The following is a 22626-nucleotide window of genomic DNA, read 5'->3' on the forward strand; positions in this document are numbered from 1 at the left end:
CTGCCCCCGGTACGGTTATATCAGTCCTTGACCTAGTTTCTTGGTCTGAGTCGATCGAGATCACTCGCCCCAACCCGTCGCCCTTTTGCTTGCGGCAGTCGCTCGTACGATCATGACAATTCCGTCGTTCGTGATCGGCATCGCCGGAGGGACCGGAGCTGGCAAGACGACGGTCGCACAGCTCGTCACCGAAAACGTCGAGGACGCCGTCACTCGGATCCCGCTGGACAACTACTACGAGGACCTTTCACATCTCGAGATGGAGGAACGCGAGACGGTGAACTACGACCACCCGTCGGCGTTCGAGTGGGAACTCCTCCGGGAGCAGTTGAGCAACCTGCTCGAGGGGCGAACAGTCCAGATGCCCCAGTACGACTTCGAGATCCACAACCGCAAGGACGAGCGCGTCACCGTCGAACCGACCGACGTCATCGTGCTCGAGGGGATCCTCGCCCTGTACGACGAACGGATAAACGAGATGCTCGACCTCCGGCTGTACGTCGAAACCGACGCGGACGTTCGCATCCTCCGGCGGATCCAGCGAGACGTCATCGAACGCGGACGAGATCTCGAGGGCGTGATGCGACAGTATCTCTCGACGGTGAAGCCGATGCACGAGCAGTTCGTCGAACCGACGAAGAAACACGCCGACCTCGTCGTCCCCGAGGGAGCAAACAGCGTCGCCGTGAACCTGCTCGAAGAGAAGATCCAGGCGGAAGTCGAAGGGGAGGCAGTCCGATCGTGGGATCGAGAGACGATCGAAGACCGGGTTTCGGAAGGGTTCGATCTAGATTCGGAGTAGTGGGACCGTCACCGTCGCTTCACCGCTCGATTGCACGCAGCGTTTCGGCGACGTCTTCGGGCGTCGCCGTGCTCGCCTCGACCCGGTGATCCGGGACGAAAAGCGGCGTCGGGTTTTCTTCGAGTGCGTCTTTCACCAGCTCGACGTCCTCCGGATCGTCGGAATCGAGTCCGGAGAGTTGGACGACCTGGCTCACGGTCGACGTCTCGCCGTACGGGATCTTCCGGGTCGCCTCGAGGATCCGGCGTCGATCGGTCGCCAGCGTCAGCGCCACCTGGACATCCGTAAAGTCGTCCGGTTCGCCCTCGAGATACGCGCCGATCCGATCGAGAAGCGGATGGTCCGCGTCGGCGTCCGCCGCCGGCGACTCGGGAAACGAGACGCTGATGACGCGCCCGCTGGCGAGGCCGAGCTCGACCGTGCGGCCGATGCGTTCGAACTGCCGGGCGAACACACCGGTCGATCCGTTCAAACTCCCGTCAAATTCCACGTTCGATCACCTGTGGAATCCTCGGTTGTCCCCTGCCTTAAACGCTCGTCGTATCCGACGGCGTGGCGTTTATCTCCCTGCCGCACACGTGATCGAACAACGATGGCGAAAGCGGGGATCGACGAGGAGCGCGTGACCGGGGTGCCGCCGTCGATGGCGCCCGTCGACGACGAGCTGACGCCGATGCTCACCCAGTACGTCGAACTGTGTACAGCCCACGAGGACGCGCTCGTGTTGTTCCAGGTCGGCGACTTCTACGAGGCGTTCTGCGAGGCGGCCGAGGCGGTCGCGCGGATCTGTGAGGTGACCCTGACCCAACGCGAGGATTCGACCGGCGAATACCCGATGGCCGGGATCCCGATCGACAACGCCGCCTCCTACCTCGAAGCGCTGCTGAATGCGGGCTACCGGGTCGCGATCGCCGACCAGGTGGAGGACGCCGAGGAGGCGACCGGGCTGGTCGACCGTGCGGTCACGCAGGTGATCACCCCCGGAACGATCGTCGACGACGAGCTGCTCGAAAGCGCCACGGCGAACTACGTCGCCGCGGTTGCCGGAGAGACGACGGCCGACGGGGGCCCGGACGGTAGATCCGCCGACCTCGTCGGGCTCGCCGCCGTCGACGTCTCCACCGGCGAGTGTCTGGTCACCGACGGCGACCGCGAGACGATCGCCGAAGAACTCCAGCGGATCGCCCCCGCCGAGCTCCTCGGATCACCCGACGGACCCGAGTTCCCGCCCGACACGGTCGGCGCCGACTGGGAGGAAAACGAGTACGATCCGGCGGCGTTCGAACTCGACCGCGCGAGCGAGCGTCTCGGCGAGTACGTCGCCGCGCCGGAACGCCGTTTTTCGCGGGTCCAGCGCCGCGCCGCCGGTGCGGTGCTCGCGTACGCCGAGTACACTCAGGGGGACGACGGGCCGTTGGAGTACGTCTCCCGGATCCGGCGGTACGACACGCGGGACCACCTCCGGCTGGACTCGGCTGCACTCAGGTCGCTGGAACTGTTCGAAAACCGCAACAGCGGGGACGGGACCACGCTGTTCGACAGCCTCGATCGAACCGTCTCGGCGCTCGGGCGGCGGCGGCTCGAACGCTGGCTCAGACGGCCCCTCCTGGACCGGGACCGGATCGAGGCCCGCCACGAGGCGGTCGCAGAGCTCGCCGATCGCCCGATCGTCCGCGAGGAGATACGTGACCACCTCGCAGCGGCGTACGACCTCGAGCGTCTCGTCGGCCGGATCTCCCGGGGACGGGCGGACGCACGCGACCTCCGGTCGCTGCACGCGACCCTCGAGATCGTTCCGGAACTCCGGGCGGCGCTCTCGGACGACGGCGGGTCGGACGCGGAACGCGAAAGTGATCCCCTCGAAGCTCTCCGGGACCGGCTGGATCCGCTCTCGGACGTCCGGGAACTGATCGACGAGGCGATCGCCACCGATCCACCGACGGAAATTACGGAAGGTGGTATCGTCTGTGAAGGATTCGACGAACGGCTCGACGACCTGCGGGCGACCGAACGCGACGGCCGGGCCTGGGTCGCGGATCTCGAAGCCAGCGAACGGGAACGGACCGGCATCGACTCGCTGAAAGTCGGTCACAATCAGGTCCACGGCTACTACATCGAGGTGACAGATCCGAACCTGGACCGGGTGCCGGACGACTACCGCCGGCGACAGACGCTGAAGAACGCCGAGCGCTTTTATACCCCGGAGCTGAAGCGGCGCGAAGACGAGATCCTCGGGGCCGCCGAGCGCGCCGACACCCTCGAATACGAACTGTTCACCGGCGTTCGATCGCAGGTGGCCGCCGAGGCGGACCGGATCCAGGCGCTCGCGTCGGCGATCGCCGAACTCGACGCGCTCGCCTCGCTTTCGACCGTCGCAGTCGAGCGGGAATACGTCCGGCCGTCGGTTCGATCCGACGGGGAGATCGAGATCGAGGGTGGACGACACCCAGTCGTCGAGCGGACCCAATCGGAGTTCGTTCCGAACGACGCCACGCTTCCCCGGGGGAGCATCGCCGTCATCACCGGCCCCAACATGAGCGGGAAGTCGACGTACATGCGTCAGATCGCGCTGTGTGTAGTGCTCGCGCAGTCGGGGAGCTTCGTTCCCGCCCAGCGAGCACGGCTTCCGGTCGTCGACCGGGTTTTCACGAGGGTCGGCGCGAGCGACGACATCGCGGGCGGGGAGTCGACGTTCATGCGGGAGATGGCCGAGTTGACGGAGGTACTTCACGACGCAACCCCCGACTCGCTCGTTCTGCTGGACGAGGTCGGACGCGGCACCGCGACCACCGACGGGCAGGCGATCGCCCGGGCCGCCGTCGAATTCGTCCACGAGGAGCTGGAAGCGACCACGCTGTTTGCGACCCATTATCACGACCTGACGACGCTCGCCGACGAGTACGAGCGCGTGTTCAACCTCCACTTCACGGCGACCCGAGAGGACGGCGACGTGACGTTCCTCCACCGGGTGGCCCGCGGTCCGTCCTCGTCCTCCTACGGCGTCGAGGTCGCCGAGATGGCCGGCGTCCCCGAGCCGGTCGTCCGGCGTGCGCGGGAGTTCCTCGAGGCGGTGGACCGAACGGAGCGCTCGCCGGCCGGAGCCGACGAAGGGAGTTCGGACAGCACCGTGGACGACGACGGTGACACCGACCCCCGCGACGGAACCGGCCAGGAAGGTGACGTCCCCGCAGGTCGACACGGGGTGCTCTCGGCGCTCCGGGAGGTCGACCTGGCCCGGACGACTCCGATGGAGGCGCTGCTCACGCTCCAGGAGCTCCAGGAACGGCTCGACGATGAGTGACGGAGATACCGGTGCCGACGGCGAGGCAGCCAGTGTCCGCGAGCTGGACACCGAGACGATCGAACGGATCGCCGCCGGCGAGGTGACCACCCGGCCGGCGCGGGTCGTCGCCGAACTCGTCGAAAATGCCCTCGACGCCGGAGCCTCCAGAGTCGAAGTCACGGTCGACGGCGACGGGACGGATCGGGAGAACCGGGAGTCAGCGGAACCCACCGGCCGTTCCGGACGGATCCGCGTCGCCGACGACGGCTGTGGAATGAGTCGACGGGACGCCGAACTCGCGGTCGAACCGCACACGACGAGCAAGATCGAGACGGCGGACGATCTCCGGCGGATCGACACCCTCGGTTTCCGGGGCGAGGCGCTCGCGGCGATCGCGGAGGCGGCGACGCTCGACGTCCTCACTAACGACGGCGGCGACCGGGGGACTCGCGTACTCGTCGAACGCGGCGAAAAGACGGTCGCCGACGCCGGCCGGGGCCGGGGTACCACCGTCGAGGTAACCGACCTGTTCGCCGACCGACCAGCCCGGCTGGCGTCGCTTTCGGATCCGGACACGGAGTTTTCACGGATCTCGACGCTCGTCGCGGACTACGCGCTCGCGCGCCCCGACGTGGCGTTCGTGCTGGTTCACGACGGTCGGGAGACGCTCTCGACGAACGGCGACGGTGTCCGTGGGGCGCTGTTGTCGGTGTACGGCAGGGAGGTGGCCCGCCGGGCGATCGGACTGGATCGGACCGTCGAGATCGGCGCCGGTGAGATCGACGCGAGCGAGGAGCCCCCGAACGGTCCCTTCACCCCGAACGACCCCCTCACCCCGGACGATCCCTTCGAGTGTCGGATCCAGGGGGCGATCGTCTCGCCGGCCGAGACCAGGGCCACGGGGGAGGCCACCCGGGTCGCGATCGGGGGTCGCCCCGTGTCGAACGCCGGGCTCGCCCGGGCGGTCGAATCCGGGTTCGGGACGCTGCTTCCCGAGGGACGCCACCCGATCGTCGCGATCGACGTCCGGCTGCCACCCAGGCTCGTCGACGCGAACGTCCATCCGGCGAAACGGACGGTCGCCCTGTCCGTCTCCGAGACGGTGAAGACAGCAATCGAGGCCGTCGTCTCCGACGGACTCGAGACCGCAGACGTCGAGCGTGCCGCCGCCGCGCCGACGGACTTCGCGACCCCGCTCGAATCCGGAGACGTCGCGGACGCGACCGGGCCCGCCGCATCGATCGCCAGCGCGGACGTCATCGGCCAGTATCGGGAGCTGTATCTGCTGTGTGAACTCGACGGCGACCTGCTCGTCGTCGACGGCCACGCGGCCCACGAACGGGTGAACTACGAGCGACTCAGGGCGGCTCTCTCCGGTGAACCGATCCCGAACCGGGAGCTGGAGCCGCCGGCGACCGTATCACTCGATCCGGGACACCTCCCAGTGTTCGAGGCCAACGAGGGGACGATCCGGGAACTCGGCTTCGACGCCGACCCGTTCGGCGGCGACCTGGTCCGGGTGCGGGCGGTGCCAGCCCCGCTGGGACGGGGGACGGACCCCGAACTGCTCCGTGACGTGCTGGATCGACTGGCCGACGGCGGCACACCGGATCGGCGACGAGACCGGCTGCTCCGGGACCTGGCGTGCCATCCGTCGCTATCGGCGGGAGAGACGCTGACCGACTCGGAAGCGAACGCGCTGCTGGACCGGCTCGCGGAGTGTGATGAACCGTACGCCTGTCCCCACGGACGGCCCACGCTGGTGCGAATCGAGGAGGCGACGCTCGCCCGGGAGTTCGGCCGCGAGCAGACCCGGTTCCGGTGAGGTGAGCCCTCACCCCGCCCCACGGCCGGAGTCCGGGTTCGATCCCACTCGAAAGGCTTAGTGACGCGCCCGCTCCAGGACGGATATGCGCGACTGCTTCGAGCTGCGGGACGCCGACTGTCTCGGCCGGATCGGGGAGCTGTCCGTCCCCAGGGCCGACGCAGTCGTCGAGACGCCGGCGCTGATGCCGGTGATCAACCCGAACCTGGAGACGATCGCTCCGTCCCGTCTGCGTGGGGAGTTCGGCGCCGAGATACTGATCACCAACTCCTACATCATCCACTCGAACGACGACCTCCGGGAACAGGCCCGGTCGGTAGGGCTCCACGAAATGCTCGGATTCGACGGCGTCATCGCCACGGACTCGGGGTCGTTCCAGCTCGCCGAGTACGGCGACATCGACGTGACGACCGAGGAGATCCTCGCGTTCCAGCGGGAGATCGGCTCCGACGTCGCCACCCCTGTCGACATTCCGACGCCGCCGGACGTGGACCGCGAGCAGGCCGAACGGGACCTCGAGACGACCGCGATGGCGCTGTCGGACGCCGAGGCCGCAAACACCGGAGAGATGCTCGTCAACGCACCGATCCAGGGATCGACGTATCCGGATCTCCGAGAGCAGGCCGCCGAACGCGCCGGCGAAACCGACCTCGACGTGTTCCCCGTCGGCGCCGTCGTCCCCCTGATGAACAGCTACCGCTACGGCGAGATGATCGAGGCCGTCCTCGCCGCAAAGCGGGGGCTCGGTCCGGCCGCCCCCGTCCACCTGTTCGGAGCGGGCCACCCGATGACGTTCGCGCTGGCGGTCGCGGCGGGGTGTGACCTGTTCGATTCCGCGGCGTATGCGATCTACGCCCGCGACGGACGATATCTCACCGCGTCCGGAACGGAGCACCTTTCGGAGCTGTCGTATCTCCCGTGCTCGTGTCCAGTCTGCGTCGAACACACCCCCGACGAACTGCGAGACGCCGACGAAGCGGAGACCGAGCGGCTGCTCGCCGAGCACAACCTCCACGTCAGCTTCGGGGAGCTCCGCCGGATCAAGGAGGCGATCCGGCAGGGGCGCCTGCTCGAACTCGTCGAGCGTCGGGCCCGGGGACATCCCGCACTCCTGGATGGCTACCGAGCGTTGCTCGACGGCGCAACACAGCTGGAACGAGAGGATCCCACCTCGAAGGGGACGTTCTTCGCCGTCTCCCCCGAAAGCGCTCGCCGACCCGAGGTCCGCCGGCACCACGAGCGGCTCGATCGGCTCGAGGTTCCCGACAGCGTACTGGTCACCGAAGGTGGGGTCCCGAGAACACACGAGTACGACGCCGTCTGGCGTATCAAGCCGCCGTTCGGGCCGTATCCCCGTGAACTCGCAGAGACGTATCCGCTCACCGTACAGACGCCCGATCGATCCGAGGAAACCGCCCAGCGTGCCGCCGCCGACGGCGTCGCCCGGCTGGCCGAGGTGGCGCCGGAGAGCCGGATCCGTCTTGCACACGACGACTGGGTCGACTCGGCGATCGATCGACTTCCCGACCGGGTCGAACTCGAAAGCCTCGCGGCGATCGAGCGCCGAAACGACGACGGGTGATCGGCCGCAAGGAGAGGGAGCGATCGGTCGGTTGTCCCGGCCTGCGCCGGTGTAAGATCCCGGCGACGGAACGCAAAAGCTTCCCGCCTCCGGGTGCGATCCGTTTTCATGACCGACTACTTCGAAGTCCTCGAGCGGGACGCCGCCGCCCGGCTCGGGGAGCTCCGGCTCGATCCGCCGGTCGTGACGCCGGCGACGATCGACGGCCGGCTCCGGGACGCCGGCTCGCTGTGGGCCGCCGATCGGGAGATACCCGAGCCGGACGACTCGGTGTTGACAGTGCTTCCCCACCGGGCGTTTCCGTCCGGAACGCCGCCGGACGTTCGAGAGGCGTTCGCGGTCGATCCGACCGACGTCGACGCGCCGACCGCTGCAGTCGTCTCCAGTGAAGCTGTCGAGTTGTCGGGCGAGGCGGAGCTCGACATCGCTCCCGGCGACGAGGTCGACCACCCACCTGACTCGTACGTTCTCTCCGACGTCCAGGGGTTCATCGGCCATGCCGCCGGCCTGAAGGAGGCGATCCTCGCGGTCAAGGGGGCGATTCCGGCCGACACAGCGCTGTGTCTCTCCGGCGTGGCGACGCCGGCGAACGTCGCGACGCTTTCGTCTGTCGGCGTCGACCTGTTCGATCGGACGTACGCCCGGATCGCCGGCTCCCGCGGCCGATACCTCACTGCCGACGGCGAACACTTCCTCGAGGATCTGACCGAACTCCCCTGTTCGTGTCCGGCGTGTCAGGGCCCCCGGGAGGAGTTTACCCGCGAGGACTGCAGCCAGCACAACGTCAACGCGCTGGAGGCGGAGCTCCGCCGGGTTCGCGAGCGGATCCGGGCCGGACGGCTCCGGGACTACATCGAGGGGCAGGCCCGCCACGAAGCGTGGCTGACCGCGACGTTCCGGGAGTTCGACGCGGAGTACGGCTACCTCGAACGGCGGACGCCCGTCGTGCGCGACACCGAACTACTTGCCGCCAGCGAGGACACCATCCGGCGGGTGGAGATCCAGCGGTTCGCCGACCGGGTGACGACCCGGTACCGCAACCGGTTTTCCGCACCGCTCGTGTTGCTCCCCTGCTCGGCCCGGAAGCCGTACAGCGAATCACAGAGCCACAAGCAGTTCCACGACGCGATCGGCTGGCGGGCCCACATCGTCTCGATGACCTCACCGATCGGGGTGGTACCACAGGAGCTGGAGCTCACGTATCCGGCACAGCACTACGACACGGTGGTGACGGGCCGGTGGTCCGAAGACGAAAAGGGGTTCGTCTCGGAGGTTCTGCGGCGGTATCTCGAGGGCAACGACTACCCGCGGGTGATCGCACACGTCCCCGACGAGGGCTACCGGGACATCTGCGAGCGCGTCAGCGAGGAGGCCGACGTCCCGTTCGAGTTCACCTGCGACGGGCATCCGACGTCGGGGGACTCGCTGTCGAACCTCCGGAATGCTCTCGACGGGGAACTGGCGTACGCGAAGCGGCAGCGGGAACACAACACCGTCCGGGCGATCGCCGACTACATGCTCGGGCCGGCTGCCGGCGATGACGTCTTCGGCGAGGGTGCGATCGAGACGACCGGCCGGTATCCGAAGCTCCAGATCCGGGCCCGCGACGTCGACCGCGGCGGCGACGACAGCGACCAGCTGGCGACAGTGGTGCCGCAGTACGGTACCCTGGCGTTCACCCTCGCCGGGGCGCGCCAGTGGGTCGACAGTGACGCCCCCACGAAACGGGTCGAGATCGACGGGTTCGTCCCCCACGGCTCGGTGCTCGCGCCCGGTGTCGTCGACGCCGACGACGCGATCCGTGTCGGCGACGAGGTCGTCATCGAGGGGCCGAAGGCGTTCGCCGTCGGACGCGCCGCGATGTCGGGCCCGGAAATGGTGGAATCGACGCGGGGCGTCGCCTCCGCGGTTCGCCACGTGGAAGAAACGTAGTCCCCGCAATCCGGGGCTGACTACCGGGGGCGGTCACACCCGGGGCTGGATCGACGGCTCCGCCACCATTGACGGACCGTTCTTGAGCAGAAGCGATAGCACGATCAGCCACCAGAGAGCACCCCCGAGGAGCGGGAGGACGGGAGAGCCACCGAGCAGGCCGCCGGAGACTGCAATCACTGCGCCGAGGTTGGTCGTTCCGTGCAACAGCATCGCCGGAAGCGCCGACCCGTCAGTCGCGTTCACGAGCGCGCCGAGGACGGTCGAGATCCCCAGTATCATCGCGCCGTACGACGCGAACGCCCACGGCGCGAGCGAGTAGTTCGGATCGCCCGTAAGGAACATCGGCAGGTGCCACGCCCACCAGATCACGCCGATCGCGAGTCCCGCGGTGAACACCGACGTCCGCTCCTGGAGCCGTGGCTGCAGGAACCCTCGCCACCCGATCTCTTCGGTTCCGCCCCAGACGAACACGTTCACGAGGACCCACACCACCATCAGGCCGACGGAAGCCGGCGGATCGTACCGCAACATCCCCCCGCCGATCGCCCCGATCACCGGTTGCAGGTTTGTGACGAAAAGCGGCGCGAGCACGGCGAGGAGATACAGTGTGGGCCGAAGCCGCCAGTTAAGTCGTCGCCGGAACCACGACCGGAACGTCGTCTCGCCCGCCCAGACGACGGTGATCGCGCCGATCAGCGGGCCCCAGACGGACGGGATCGCCGTATAAAGGAGCTCGTCCCACAGGCCGAACAAAAAGAAGATCCCGTGCCAGAACCACGTCCAGGCGAACGTCACGAGGAGGAAGGCGGGGACCTGGTTGCGTCGGATCCACGCTCGCGGCATACCGAACGGGAACGCTTCGAACTGTCAATAATATTGTGTTCGATCAGCTCCGGGACGATCCGCTGGATCGAATCAATCCATTTATCGGGACTGCTGTCAGCCGATACGGTGTGGTATCGACACTGAGTTCGCTGCTGTTGGGAACACTGTTCGGCCTGGCGCTTGCGGCACCGCCCGGGCCGATGAACGCGATCATCGCGGAGGAGAGCGTGGTCCGAGGGTGGCGAGAAGGCGTGCTGGCCGGACTGGGTGCGGGCGTCGCCGATTTGCTGTTTTTCGTCCTGGCGTCCGTCGGCGTCGTCGCGGTCGTCGAACGGTTTGAAACCCTGCAGGGCGTGATGATCGGCGCGGGCGGGCTGTTCATGTTGTACTTCGCGTACGACGCGACCCGGAGCGCCCGCGCGTCGTTCCGACCGACCGACGGGTCGCTCCCAGAGAGCCGGGGGTTCAGGAAGGCGCTCGTACTCGGGCTGTCGAACCCCTATCAGATCCTCTTTTGGCTCACGATCGGTACGGCGCTTTTACGTCCGGGACGGGTCGACCTGTTCGCGCAGGTGCCGTACGTCGGCGACGCGCTTTCGGGAACCGTCATCGTCGAGACCGGCTCGGCAGCGCTCGTCGGCGGGCTGTTCGTCGGAATCGGGATCTGGATCGTCGCCTACCCGGCAGCGCTCGTGTACGCCGAGCGGCGAATCGACAGCATGGCGCCCGTCGTCGCGGTCCTCTCGGCGCTCGTGCTCGCCGGGTTCGGCGTCTACTTCCTGTCGGACGCGGCCGCGACGTTGCTGGGTTGACCCACCGGACACAGCCCTCCGGCCTTCCGGCGAAGGCCTCCTCCGAGATCGCCCGCGAGAGAACAGACATCATAGCTCACATACATTTTTTCACCGCTGCGTGCGACAGTTCCAGTATGGTAGTCATCCTCACCTCGTACGTGTCGATCGGCCTGGGTATCGTGCTGATCGCGCTGGGACTGTACCTCCGGAGTCAGGAACACGCACAGGCGACGATCGTTCTCGGCATCGGGACGGCGCTTGTCCTCTTCGGCCTCGCGTTGCTCGCGTGGTTCATGCGGGCGTTCGGGTGATCGAAATGACGACGCGCAGATCGTTCTGTCGACGGGTGGTTGCAGTCGGCGGGGCGATCAGTATCGGCTCACTCGCCGGCTGTGTTGGCCCCTGGAACGACGCGGCGGTATACTGGTCGGACCCCGGCCAGGTCGGCCCCGACGACGCCGACTACGAGGCCGTCATCACGAACGCGCGTGACGCAGGATACACCGTCGAGGAGCCCTACTACGTGAACGCGCGGCGACCCGGCGGAATCCATCCGGAGGGAATCTCGCGGCTCGACGAATTCCTCGGTCCAGACTACCGCGTATTCGAGTTCGCGTTCTACCACACGCCCCAGATCGTGCTGGTCGTCGAACTGACCGGCGGCACGTCGGTTGCGGTCTTCGACTGGCGGACGGTGATGGAGGATTTCGACCTCGAATCCCTCCCGCCGGAAGCGTGGCTGGTCGAACGGATCCTGCTTTCGTTCGACGTCGATCGATCGACCGCCGAGACGTACGCCAACGACCTCCGCGAGCAGGTGGTCGCGGGGACGCGAACCCCGCGGATCGACGTCTCCGATCGGGTGACGTTCCAGAACGCGTACGCCCACATCGAGGCGGAGCGGGACGCCGTGGAGGGATCCGAGACTGGGGGCGATGGCTGGTACACAGAACGCTCGTTCCGAGACGACGTGCAGTTCGCCGACGTCGACTTCGTCGTCCAGAGCCTCGCAGTCGTCCACCGGGATGGGGACCACGAGTATCGGCTCAAGTTGGATCGGCTCGGCGGCTTCAACCTCCGGATCGACCTCCCTGCAGGCGAGGAGATCCCGGAAGCCGAGTACCGAGAGACGTTCCGCCGGATGTTCGAGGACGTTGGGTTAGACCCCGGACACGTCGACGAACTAGCGTTCGAGTACACGCGATCGATGTGGTGAGAGTCGCGTTTTTGGGGGCCGGTCCGGCCGAAGGTCGTCAGGGACTTGGTTCTCAGGCCGCCATAGCCGGTATGGACGACGCCCTCACGGAAACGATCAGGGCCAGGGGTCACGAGAACGTCATCGGCGAACACGAAAGCACCTTCGAAGTGACAAGCGACGACTGGCTCACGCCGGCGGGCGACTGCATCCTCGCAGTCGATGCCGACCGAACACCGACGGAGTTCTCCCCGGAGTTCGTCGAGGCCTGCAAGAGTCGAGACGCGACAATTACTGCCCAGCTGGAAGTAACTCGCGGCGACTCGGTTGACGGTGAAGGACCGCTCGTCGAAACCATCACCGGCCGAGGCGACCCGGAACTCACCTTCGAAAGTGACCGAAGCCTGGTGGGACGGACGAGCGACTACGTCGACGACCGAACCGTGCTCGTGGAGGCAGACTGCGCAGCCGTCGGTCTCGACAGGGAACTCGTGGCGGCACTGGCCGAGGGGGCCGACGCGACCCTGACGCTTACCGTCGAGTGAGAGACCGGACCTCGGCTATGAAAACGTTCTCGTCGGTGGAAACCGTACGGCGAATCATGGCCGAGGAACCCGCCGAAAATATAAGCGGTGGCGCCGGTGGAGGCGGACGTGCGGAGGCGTTTCCGGACGGCGAGCCGGAGACCCGAGCGGAGGCAGTCGTCGACGAGCTCGGGGACATGTACTGGGAGAAGGCGTACGGGGGACAGGCGGCCGTCGAGTGTCTCGTCCGGACGATCCTCTCACAGAACACCTCCGACAAGGCGAGCCAACCAGCGTTCGACGAGTTGCTGGCCCGGTACGGGTCGAAAGAGGATCCAGTCGATGGCAATCCGGAACGAGGCGACCTCGCCCGGGCGCTCGCCGACGCCGAGCGATCTGAGCTGGCTGAAACGATTTCGTCGGCCGGGCTGTACAACCAGAAGTCGAAGGTGATCCGCCAGGCGGCCGAATGGGTGCTCGAGGAGTACGGGTCGGCGGCTGCCTTCGACAAATACGTCACGACGGGCGACCCCGGGGAGGTCCGAGAAACGCTGCTGTCGATCCGGGGGGTGGGCCCCAAAACGGCCGACTGCGTGCTGCTGTTTTCCGGCGGACAGGACGGGGTTTTTCCCGTTGACACCCACGTTCATCGGATCGCACGTCGCATGGGTCTCGCCCCGCCCGACGCCGATCACGAGGGGGTACGCGAACAGCTGGAGGCTGCAGTCCCCAGCGAGAAGTGCGGCTTCGGCCACACCTCGATGATCCAGTTCGGTCGGGAGTACTGCACGGCGCGGGAACCCGCGTGCCTCGAGGGGCCGGAGGCGTGTCCGCTGTACAACCAGTGTGATCGGATCGGGATCGACGAACTCGACGGTGAAGCGGTGGATCCGGCCGACGCAGTCGAGCCGTAGCGGATCGAAGAGCCGAGCGAACCGGACGATTTAATGTCGGCTGCGAACACCACGCGGATACCTGCCCTCCCATGCACTCCCCGGACCCCGCCCTCAGACGTCGGATTCTGATAGCCAGCGCACTGGTGGTCCTCCTGCCGTTCGGGTTCATCTACGCGTTCGTGGCCGCCATAAACCACGTGCTCCTCCCGTTGCTCGAGTCGTTCGGACACGGCCCATACCACGGTCGCGTGTACGTCAGCCCCCTGTTGGCCGTTGTGATCGTCCTCGGGGGACTGGCGACGCAGATCTGGTTCGGCCCGTCGACGGTGCTTGGGAGCATCGGCGCCCGCCGCGTCGCTCCCGACGAGCGCCCGGAACTGCACGCCGCGGTGACCCGACTCGCACAGGCGGCGGATATCGAACCCCCCGACGTGGCCGTCACGAGCAACGACGCCCCGAACGCGGCCGCCGTCCGCGGGCCCGCGAGGGCGTCGATCGTCGTGACGACGGGGCTGCTCGACCGCCTGGACGGAGAGGAGCTCGAGGCGGTTCTCGCCCACGAGATCGCCCACCTCAAGAACCGCGACGCGACGGTCATGACCGTCGCCTGGTTCCTCCCGACGGTTACCTACTACCTGGCGCTCGCGGCGGCGTACCTGCTGTACGGCACCTACCGAGCCCTCGGCGCCGGCAGCTCCTCCGGCAGAAACGGCCGGGGATTGGCGAAGGCGGTGATCGTCCTCACGGTCACTGCGGTCGTTACCATCGCCATCTCCGCGCTGTTCTGGGCGGCGAGCGTGCTGATCCATCGGATCCTCTCGCGATACCGCGAGTACGCCGCCGACCGGGGGGCGGCGACGCTGACCGGCGAGCCAGCAGCCCTCGCGAGCGCACTCCGAACCCTGGACGAAGAGATGTCCGAGATTCCGGACCGTGATCTCCGGAAGCTCGACGGCGGCGCCGAGGCGTTATACGTGGCCCCGCTTTCGGCGCGATCGTTCACCGACGCCGCACTCGTCTCCACGGACATCTTCCCCGACACCCACCCACAGACCGAAGACCGCATCGACCGCCTCCGCGAACTGGCTGGTGAAGTGGAATGAAGAACTCCCGACGACGACTCCTCGCGGCGATCGGAACCGGACTCGCCACCGGGATCGCCGGCTGTGGCTACGCCCCCGGCGGCGGTGACGTGCGCAGGGAAGCGTCGCTCCTAACAGGGATCGGTGGGCTGGGCGGCAGCAACCGGTTCGATGTCGAGGGGGATCGGATCGCCGCCGCCAAAAGCGGCCAGCAGTGGGTCGGCGAGTTCGGCGATCGATCGTTCGAGACAGCAACGACCGTGCACATCACCGACCGAGACGCCGAGGAGATCGGCGAGTTCGTCCACCTCGAACCGACCCTGGACCTGGCGCTGGGAGAACGCCTCGTTGTCCTCGACGAGGCGGGACGCCTCGTTGCCTCCGAGCCGATCCGAGCCCGCGAGGACGCCGACGAAACCGACGACACCGACGGCCTCGAAGAGGCCTGGCGTATCGAACTCGACGACCCGGACGCACCGATCGCCGCCGCCGACGGGACGGTGTACGTCCCCGACGGAAACAGACTCCTCGCAGTCCGGGACGGAACTGTCGTCTGGGAACGAAGCCTTGCTGGACCAGCAGAGACGCTCCAGGCCCAGGACGGGGTCGTGCTGGCCGCGATCGAGTCGGCCGCGCTCGCGCTGGATCCCGACGGCGGGGCTCGCTGGGAGTTCGAGATCGACGGACCGGCGACGTTCGCGGTCGACGGTGACCTGACAGTCCTCCGAGCACGAGGGAGCCTGTCCGGCGACGACACCGACCTCGCGGCTGTCGACACCGGTACTGGGGACGTCCGCTGGTCGACCACTGTCCAAGGCAGAGACGCTCGGCCGGCGATCGCCGACGGTCGGGTACACCTCGTGGTTCACGGGAGGGTGACCGCCTACGACCGGGACACCGGTGATCGACGATGGGAGACGGCGGACGTCGGCGCCGCACCGCCGATCGTTGCCGGGACCGAGGGCGTCTACTCGCTCGGTGAAAACTGCGAGGCGATCGGCGTGGACTCCGAGGGGCGACGGTGGAGTCGAACGCTCGACCGGGGGAGCTGTTCGGTCGTCGACGGCTGGATCGACGGGGAGACGGTCGCGTTTCTGCTCGCCGCCGGCGGAATCGTCTGGCTCCAGCGGGTCGACGAAGAGCCCGGGCTCTTGGGATAAGGGTCTCGAGCGACTCGAACTCCGAACCGAGAGCACGCCGTATTGCTGGATCGTTTTTCAAACGGCGATCCATCCGCCAACGGGACGTGGTCTGACTATGCCGGCTATCTCCCCACCCGATTCGAACTTCGTGTGAACGTTTACGACGCCGTTTCCCTCGACGAGTTCGTTCCAGATGAGATTCCGGACGGTTCCAACCGACTTGTCGACGTCATCGTCACGAATGGTTCCAGTTAATTTTTCGTCGTTGATTGGTTCACCCTCGTACAGCGTCACCCAGATCGGCCCGTCAGCTCGCCCCTCGCCGTGAATATGGGCCGCAAATGCACCGCCTTCCAGGTTTGCGACGTGCAGTTCGAAGTGGAGTTCGGTCCCGTCTGAATCACCCTCCAGTTCCACCCTTCCTCGCCCTCTGGACCGCACTTTGTCGTGCCCTGGAATCGAGGGGTTGTCCGAAAGGCGGGCGAAAAACGTGGCACCGGGATGTGAACCCCCGTGGTCGGCGGTGGCTGTCCCCGAACCGAGCAGCATACCCCCACCGATCCCGATCAACTTCAGTGCTGTACGACGCGACGTGTATGTTCTGTCAACCATGGGTACATCCCTCCGTGGATTTACTACTGTCGGCCCTCAACGGGGATAAGCATATTTCTGAATATGTGTCAGTTTTCTTTTACTCGTTTCCGAATATCGACAGGGATAGAGAGATCGGAACAGCGGAGCTCCGATAGCCCCCGACTCACTCCCACTTCTCGGGCCACAGGTCCGCCGCGCGCATCCCGACCTCGAATTCGGCCTCGCGGAACGCCGCGGAGAGTTTTTCGTCGTCCAGTCGCGGCAGTTCCCGCCGCCCCAGTTCGAACGCCAGAAGCGCCGTCAACATGGCGTGTTCGCGCACGTTCCGGTCGTCAATTTTGTCTCGAGTGTCGGCGTGGGTGTGGCCCCAGCCACGTCCGCGCTCGCCGCTGTCGCTGTGGAGCTGCAGTGCCGGGACGCCGCGCCGGACGAACGGCCACTGATCCGAGAACGGATGCGGTTCCGATTCGAGTTCGATCGGCTGGCGGGTCGCCTCCGACACGTCCTTTGTGGCACCCGCCGTCGCCTCCGATCCGTGGGAGTACGCCACCAGGTTTCGGTGGCGTCCGGCGCCGTCCACGTTGATCACGCCGTGGACGTCGGAGAGATCGAGCCGGTCTGCAAGCGCCTCCGCGCCGAGCAGTCCGACCTCCTCGCAGCCGACGCCGGCGACCCGAACGCGGGTCGGTAGTTCGTCTTCGACCGCCGAGAGAATCCGGGCGGTTTCGATGACGGTCGCGATCCCGCAGCCGTTATCCAGCGCCCCTTCGGCGATGTCGTGGGCGTCGTAATGGGCGAGCAACAGCAGCGTCCCGTCGGTCTCCGGGCCGAGACGTCCCACGACGTTCCGGCTCGTGGCCGGCGCGGTCGATGCTTCGACCGCGAGGCGGACGGTTCCCGTCCCCCCGGGCGAGTTGACCGCGTACTCCCGGAGCCACTCGCCGGTTTCGCTGCTGACCCCGACCGCCGGGGCGGCAGCCTCCTCCCCGAACGTGAGCGCCCCCGTCGGCGGGAGCTGTCCCGCCACGTGGTTTGCGAAGACGAACGCCTCCGCCCCCTTCTCGATCGCGTAGCCGAACTTCTCGATCCGATGGATAAATCGCCCGCCGGGCGGGGTCGTCGTCGAGGCGACCGCGATCCGGCCCTCGAGATCGACGTCGAGATCGTCGATCTCGTCGGGCGTGCCGTACCCCACGTCGACGAGGTCGCCGGTCATCTCGCCCGACGGGGAGTACGGGAGCGCGATCGCCTCGAACAAGCGTTCCCGTGGCGACAGCAGTTCCAGGGTAGATTCCCCCCGCTTCCAGCCGGTCAGTTCGAACGTCTCTTCGGTCACGTCGTCGACGCCTGCGTCCCGAAACGCCCGTGCGACCGTCTCGGCTGCCCGTCGCTCTCCGGAACTGCCGGCCATGCGACTCCCGATCGCGGTGATCTCGGTGAGAAACTCCCACGCGCTGCGATCGGTCCACGTGCGTCCGAGCGCGTCCAGAAGCGCCGGCGGATACGTCCCCGCTACATCCGCCGTGGACGGTGGCTCGGCTGGATCGTCTGACATGCTGAAAGCCACGCGACGGGGGCGAAAAAGCCTGGGGAAAGCGGCTGAACGGCCCGAGAGGGCGATTCAGTTGCGCGTCGATATCCCCTCAGTCGTCGACGATTACTTCGACGGGCCCGTCGTCCTGCTCCTCTTCGGTGTCGACGTCACTGCGGGACTCCCGGTCGTGCCACAAGAGCGCCCCGACGACCACGAGCGCGATCCAGGACCGCCAGTTCGCGAGGTTCAGCGTGTAGCCGATGCCGAACGGCTTCTGCACCAGCATCCCCTTGCCGGGCTGCCAGTAGGCCGAAAGCATCCGACCGAGGCTCGGTCGCTCGAAGTTGTACGGCACGCCGAAAACCTCGCCGGATTCGGGTTTGTCTGCCATACGAAAACCAACGACGGGACGGGATAAATCGTTTGTGTCAGCGTTCGGGTACATCTGCGTCGAGAACAGTCCACCCACCCAGACGCCGTAACGGCTAAGCGGCCGGCGCATCCACACGGTTGTTATGGGGAGCTTACCGCTGGGCGTGGGGCGACTCGACAGGCTTCTCGGCGGGGGAGCGCCGTCGGGAAGCGTCGTCCTCCTGGCCGAGGAGTCAGGTGCCGGCGCACGGGAGTTTCTGTACACCAGCGCCGCGATGAACGCGCTGTCACACGCGGATCAGGAACTGTTTTCGCTGCACTACGGCGATCTCGACCCGAACGTGTCGGTCCCGCCGGAAGTTCACTATCTCTCGTTGACAGAGGGGCCGGAATCGCTCCGTCGGGAACTCGCGTTCACGATGACCGAAGAGATCGTCGACGCAGCGATCGAGGAGATTCAGTTTCGTGATTTCTCACCCGAGTACTTCCAGCTATCCCCGCTGCCGCGGGAGTGGTATCTCGGAAACGCCACCTCGATCGGAGAGATGGGAAAGCGCGAACGGCGAGATGGAGTCCTCAGCACGCTGGGAGAATATCTGAGCGAACACGCGCCGGGGAACCTCGTCCTGCTCGACTCGTTGACCGATCTCACGACCGCGAGGGGTGGCGAGATGGAACGAGGATGGGACGACGTCATCATGCTCGTTCGCGGGCTCAAGAAGGCCGCGTTCCGCTGGGACGGACTGATACTGCTTCTGGTGAGCGAGGACGCGATCACCGACCGACAGTTCGGCGCGTTGATGGACGCCGCGAGCGGAACGTTGCGGTTCTCCTGGGAGACGGGCGGATCCCAGCGGGCGAGAACGATGGTCGTCCGGGAGTTCCGGGGCGTACTGTCCCGTCTCGAGGAGGAGGACATCGTACAGTTCGAGGTAGAGATCCACGAGGGTGGACTCGACATAAGCGACGTGAGGAAGATCCGATGAGTAGATGCCGACGCCATCTCGGGGGAAGCGAGAATGTCTGATACCGGCGAAAGTACGACCACACCACAGCTGCAGGAGGAGCTTGAATCGTGGCTGACCGACCGCGTCGAGGGGACCGACCGGACTCCTGGGGAGGAACTCGATCGCATCGTCGCCGTCTACCGACTCGCCACCGACGGCGCCGGCCCCGGAACCGACGGCACCGAGCTCGGCACCGACGGCGAGAACCCGCCCGACCTCGAGTCGATCGCACGGCTCCCCGACCGACTCGAAGAAACCAGAGCGGAGTTCCAGCAGGGGATCGAGGACGTCCGCGAACGCGTCATTCAGGTTCTCGAGGAGACCCACGACCGGGCGGAGAAAGACCACACGCACCCGGAGATCGACAACTCGATCGCCGACGTCACGGACCGGATCGAACCTCTCGAGGAATCGCTGGCAGACCTGGAAGCGTCACTGACGGAGCTCGAGGAGTCGATCGACGTCGAAGCGCAGCGTCAGGACATGGAGGCTCTCGAGTCCGATCTCGCGGAAACTACCGACCGCGTCGACGAATTCACGACGCGTTTCGGTGCCGTCGAGGATCGAACCGGGGAAATCGAGGGGAAACTCGACAGGCTCGCAAGCGCCGTCGTCGGGCTCCGAAGACGAACCGACCGGCTCGAAGCGAGGCTCGAAACCCAGGACCGACTGGACGCGCTCAAACGGGAAGCGAACCGGACGGGGAGTCGGACCGCAGACTGTGGGCAATGCGGTCGGACGGTCACGGTCGCGCTGCTTTCGGCCCCGAGGTGTCCGCACTGCGAGGCGGGGTTCCGGGAGATCGACCCGTCGCGGGGCTTTTTCGGTTCGGCGACGCTTTTGGCGGACGATCGGCCGGCGTTGGAGGGGGAGACTGCCCCTGAAGCGGATCCCGGGAACGACGAGTCTGACGACCGACGGGGGGCGACCGCCCGTGAGTGATCCGAACCGGGATCCCGACGGGAGGGACGATCCCTTCGCGGAACTCGACGACGGTGACGACTCGTCCGAGGATCCGTTCGAAGAACTGGACGACTCGTCCGAGGACCCGTTCGAAGAACTGGACGGCTCGCCCGAGGATCCGTTCGAGGAGATGGACGACGAGGAAGAGCCGATAGAGGACGTCTGGGAGACGCTCGGCGAGGGGGAGTCCGCGGGCGAGTCGACGCTGGCTCCCGTCGATGAAAAAGACAGGGTGGAAGCGGACGTCGTCGACAAGCGGTCGTTCTGCCAGCGCTGCCGGTACCTGTCGGCACCGCCGGCGGTTGAATGCACCCACGACGGAACCGAGATCCTCGAGGTCGTCGACAGCGAGAGGTTCAGGGTTCGAGGCTGTCCGATGATCGAGCGGGGCGGACCGGAATCGACGACGCGTTGACTCCCGACCGGCGGCGGATCCGCCGGTGGCGGCGTCCATCCACACGATTAATTTTGACGAGGTCGTATACACGGAGACATGCAGTTCTGTGAGGAGTGCGGTTCGATGATGGTGTCACAGGACGGAGAAATGACGTGTACGAACGACGACTGCGGTGCGACCGCAAAACGGGACGAGGGGCTGGCCGCGGAGTTCGTCTCGACGGACCAACAGCGCGACGACGACGTGATCGAAACCGAGGAAGGGGCGAACTTCGAGGGCAAACCGACGGCGGACGACGTCACCTGCGAGGAGTGTGGCCACGGCGAGGCGTGGTACACGATCAAACAGACCGCCTCCGCCGACGAACCGCCGACGCGGTTTTTCAAATGTAAGGAGTGTGGCCACCGGTGGCGGGACTACAACTGATCGAGGCGACAGTCGGTCGACCCGGTTCGGCGGATAGTCAGCCCTAAGAGTCCGGCACCCTCACTGTCCGTCGATGGAGTCGCCCCGAACGAGGAACCGCCCCGGCCTCGTCAGCCGGGCCAGACAGTTGCCGGAGACGTCGCTCCGGACAGCGTTCGACGCCCTCTCACCACCTCGAACTGTCTGGGGCCCCCCCGAGGGTGCACTCGTCGTCGCCGGAGGAGCGGCCGCCACGATCGAGGCGACGGAGGGGAACCGCTTTCGAGAGGTGGCATCGGCGATCGAGACGCTGTTCGATTCCGGAGACGTCCACGCGGGAACCGAGGCGGCTCGTCCTCGCGTGTTCGGCGGGTTCTCCTTTCACGGCGGCGACGGGGATCACCGCGAACACGACGACGGATCGACGTGGGACGGATATCCGGACGCGCGGTTTCTGTTGCCCAGCGTGCAGGTTACGCTCACGGATCGGGGCGCGTGGCTGACCGTCACCGAGGCGGGAGAGAACGCGCGGGTCGAGGACGTCGAGCGGCGTCTCGACGCCGAGTTCGACCGCCTCACCGAGACGTCGCAGGCAGCGTCTCCCCCGACCCCGCCGGGGATCGCAAAGCGGCGGCGGACCACCACCCCCGAAGAGTGGAGCGCGTCGATCCAGTCGGCGATCGACCGGATCGAGCGAAACGAACTCACCAAGGTCGTGTTCGCCCAGGCGCTCGAAGTCGAACTCGAGGGAAAACTGGATCCGGGCTCGACGCTGGATCGGCTCGGCAGCGCGTATCCCGACTGTTATCGCTTCTGTTTTGAAACGCCCGACGGTGAGGCTGCGTTCTTCGGAGCGACGCCGGAACGACTCGTCTCTCTGCACGGTCGGACCGTCGAGACCGGAGCGCTCGCCGGCACGACCGGCCGCGGCGAGACGCCCGCCGAAGACGAGTGGCTCGCACAGCAGCTCCGAACGGACCCGAAAAACGCCCACGAGCACGAGCTCGTGGTTGAGGCGATCCGCGACCAGTTGTCCCCGTTTTCGGCCTCGATTTCGACAGGGGAACGACGGATCAAGCGGCTCGCGACCGTCCAGCACCTCTGGACGCCGATAACCGCCGAACTGGTCGGCGATCGCGGCGTTCTCGAACTCGTGGAGGCGTTACACCCGACCCCGGCGGTCGGCGGCGTTCCGCCCGAACGCGCACTCGAGACGATCAGGGAGACGGAACCGTTCGACCGCGGCTGGTACGCCGCACCGGTGGGGTGGGTCGACGCCGCCGGAAACGGCGAGTTCGCGGTCGCGCTCCGGTCGGCGCTTGCAGCCGGATCGAGTGCGACCCTGTTTGCCGGTGTCGGCGTCGTCGGCGACAGCGATCCCGACGAAGAGTGGGACGAAGCGCAGCTCAAGTTCCAGCCGGTCTTGAACGTCCTCGAGGACGCAGACGGCTCCGAAGAAAAATAGCGCT

General features: G+C 66.7%; 22 protein-coding genes. 17 read left to right on the forward strand and 5 right to left on the reverse strand.

The genetic code is table 11. The features are described 5' to 3' along the window. Nucleotides 1-112 precede the first annotated feature (112 nt). Nucleotides 113-802: a uridine kinase gene (gene udk, locus AArcCO_RS10880; RefSeq protein WP_259533494.1), complete on the forward strand. Its 690-nt coding sequence runs from the start codon at nt 113-115 to the stop codon at nt 800-802. Between the two features lie 19 nt (nt 803-821). Here udk and AArcCO_RS10885 read toward each other — a convergent pair whose 3' ends face one another. Beyond that, nucleotides 822-1274, reverse strand: a complete 453-nt coding sequence (locus tag AArcCO_RS10885) for an MGMT family protein (protein ID WP_259533495.1) — start codon at nt 1272-1274, stop codon at nt 822-824. Nucleotides 1275-1394: 120 nt separating this feature from the next. Between AArcCO_RS10885 and mutS the strand changes: the two genes are divergently transcribed. From mutS to arcS, 4 genes are all read left to right on the forward strand, one after another. Next, nucleotides 1395-4103 (forward strand): DNA mismatch repair protein MutS, encoded by a 2709-nt coding sequence (gene mutS / locus AArcCO_RS10890; protein WP_259533497.1) that lies wholly within the window; start codon nt 1395-1397, stop codon nt 4101-4103. After that, nucleotides 4096-5910: a DNA mismatch repair endonuclease MutL gene (mutL, locus tag AArcCO_RS10895; RefSeq protein ID WP_259533498.1), complete on the forward strand. Its 1815-nt coding sequence runs from the start codon at nt 4096-4098 to the stop codon at nt 5908-5910. Before mutS ends, mutL begins: the two co-directional genes overlap by 8 nt. 85 nt (nt 5911-5995) lie before the next feature. Next, on the forward strand, nt 5996-7492 hold the full coding sequence (gene tgtA / locus AArcCO_RS10900; protein WP_259533500.1) for a tRNA guanosine(15) transglycosylase TgtA: 1497 nt from the start codon (nt 5996-5998) through the stop codon (nt 7490-7492). Between the two features lie 108 nt (nt 7493-7600). Then, the gene (gene arcS, locus AArcCO_RS10905) at nt 7601-9424 is read left to right on the forward strand and encodes an archaeosine synthase subunit alpha (RefSeq protein ID WP_259533501.1); all 1824 of its coding nucleotides are present in this window, start codon (nt 7601-7603) and stop codon (nt 9422-9424) included. Nucleotides 9425-9457: 33 nt separating this feature from the next. Here arcS and AArcCO_RS10910 read toward each other — a convergent pair whose 3' ends face one another. Continuing rightward, complete coding sequence (locus AArcCO_RS10910; protein WP_259533502.1) at nt 9458-10270, reverse strand: CPBP family intramembrane glutamic endopeptidase; 813 nt, start codon at nt 10268-10270, stop codon at nt 9458-9460. Nucleotides 10271-10380: 110 nt separating this feature from the next. On the opposite strand from AArcCO_RS10910, the gene AArcCO_RS10915 reads away from it, so the two are divergent. The 7 genes from AArcCO_RS10915 (at nt 10381) to AArcCO_RS10945 (ending at nt 15903) form a co-directional block, all read left to right on the forward strand. Continuing rightward, nucleotides 10381-11064: a LysE family translocator gene (locus tag AArcCO_RS10915; RefSeq protein ID WP_259533503.1), complete on the forward strand. Its 684-nt coding sequence runs from the start codon at nt 10381-10383 to the stop codon at nt 11062-11064. A gap of 116 nt (nt 11065-11180) precedes the next feature. Next, entirely contained in the window at nt 11181-11357 is a 177-nt protein-coding gene (locus AArcCO_RS10920; protein WP_259533504.1) for a hypothetical protein, read from the forward strand. Between the two features lie 5 nt (nt 11358-11362). Beyond that, nucleotides 11363-12262, forward strand: coding sequence for a hypothetical protein (locus AArcCO_RS10925; RefSeq protein WP_259533505.1), 900 nt, complete (start codon nt 11363-11365; stop codon nt 12260-12262). Between the two features lie 71 nt (nt 12263-12333). Next, nucleotides 12334-12786 carry a DUF371 domain-containing protein gene (locus tag AArcCO_RS10930; RefSeq protein WP_259533507.1) on the forward strand — a complete coding sequence of 151 codons (453 nt, stop codon included), beginning with the start codon at nt 12334-12336 and terminating at the stop codon, nt 12784-12786. 56 nt (nt 12787-12842) lie between these two features. Then, on the forward strand, nt 12843-13679 hold the full coding sequence (gene nth, locus AArcCO_RS10935; RefSeq protein WP_259533508.1) for an endonuclease III domain-containing protein: 837 nt from the start codon (nt 12843-12845) through the stop codon (nt 13677-13679). 71 nt (nt 13680-13750) lie between these two features. Continuing rightward, nucleotides 13751-14764: a M48 family metalloprotease gene (locus AArcCO_RS10940; protein ID WP_259533509.1), complete on the forward strand. Its 1014-nt coding sequence runs from the start codon at nt 13751-13753 to the stop codon at nt 14762-14764. Continuing rightward, nucleotides 14761-15903 (forward strand): BamB-related PQQ repeat family beta-propellar protein, encoded by a 1143-nt coding sequence (locus AArcCO_RS10945; protein WP_259533510.1) that lies wholly within the window; start codon nt 14761-14763, stop codon nt 15901-15903. The genes AArcCO_RS10940 and AArcCO_RS10945 overlap by 4 nt, the downstream gene beginning before the upstream one ends. A gap of 57 nt (nt 15904-15960) precedes the next feature. Here the strand turns inward: AArcCO_RS10945 and AArcCO_RS10950 are convergent, their stop codons facing one another. The 3 genes from AArcCO_RS10950 to AArcCO_RS10960 all read right to left on the reverse strand — a co-directional run bounded on the left by AArcCO_RS10950 (nt 15961) and on the right by AArcCO_RS10960 (nt 18404). Beyond that, a complete protein-coding gene (locus AArcCO_RS10950) occupies nt 15961-16434 on the reverse strand; it encodes a CHRD domain-containing protein (RefSeq protein WP_259533511.1) in 474 nt (157 codons plus the stop codon). A gap of 208 nt (nt 16435-16642) precedes the next feature. Continuing rightward, entirely contained in the window at nt 16643-18034 is a 1392-nt protein-coding gene (locus tag AArcCO_RS10955) for a M28 family metallopeptidase (RefSeq protein ID WP_259533512.1), read from the reverse strand. 88 nt (nt 18035-18122) lie between these two features. Continuing rightward, the gene (locus tag AArcCO_RS10960; RefSeq protein WP_259533513.1) at nt 18123-18404 is read right to left on the reverse strand and encodes a DUF5808 domain-containing protein; all 282 of its coding nucleotides are present in this window, start codon (nt 18402-18404) and stop codon (nt 18123-18125) included. 124 nt (nt 18405-18528) lie between these two features. On the opposite strand from AArcCO_RS10960, the gene AArcCO_RS10965 reads away from it, so the two are divergent. The 5 genes from AArcCO_RS10965 to AArcCO_RS10985 all read left to right on the forward strand — a co-directional run bounded on the left by AArcCO_RS10965 (nt 18529) and on the right by AArcCO_RS10985 (nt 22622). After that, nucleotides 18529-19371 (forward strand): RAD55 family ATPase, encoded by an 843-nt coding sequence (locus tag AArcCO_RS10965; RefSeq protein WP_259533514.1) that lies wholly within the window; start codon nt 18529-18531, stop codon nt 19369-19371. 33 nt (nt 19372-19404) lie between these two features. Further along, nucleotides 19405-20334, forward strand: coding sequence for a hypothetical protein (locus AArcCO_RS10970; RefSeq protein WP_259533515.1), 930 nt, complete (start codon nt 19405-19407; stop codon nt 20332-20334). Then, nucleotides 20327-20770, forward strand: a complete 444-nt coding sequence (locus AArcCO_RS10975; protein ID WP_259533516.1) for a DUF8135 domain-containing protein — start codon at nt 20327-20329, stop codon at nt 20768-20770. The genes AArcCO_RS10970 and AArcCO_RS10975 overlap by 8 nt, the downstream gene beginning before the upstream one ends. Nucleotides 20771-20848: 78 nt before the next feature. Then, complete coding sequence (locus AArcCO_RS10980) at nt 20849-21178, forward strand: transcription factor S (protein ID WP_259533517.1); 330 nt, start codon at nt 20849-20851, stop codon at nt 21176-21178. 73 nt (nt 21179-21251) lie between these two features. Further along, nucleotides 21252-22622 (forward strand): isochorismate synthase, encoded by a 1371-nt coding sequence (locus AArcCO_RS10985; protein WP_259533518.1) that lies wholly within the window; start codon nt 21252-21254, stop codon nt 22620-22622. Nucleotides 22623-22626: the final 4 nt, after the last annotated feature.

Origin of the sequence: Halalkaliarchaeum sp. AArc-CO (assembly GCF_024972735.1) — an archaeon.
Taxonomy (GTDB): Archaea; Halobacteriota; Halobacteria; order Halobacteriales; family Haloferacaceae; genus Halalkaliarchaeum.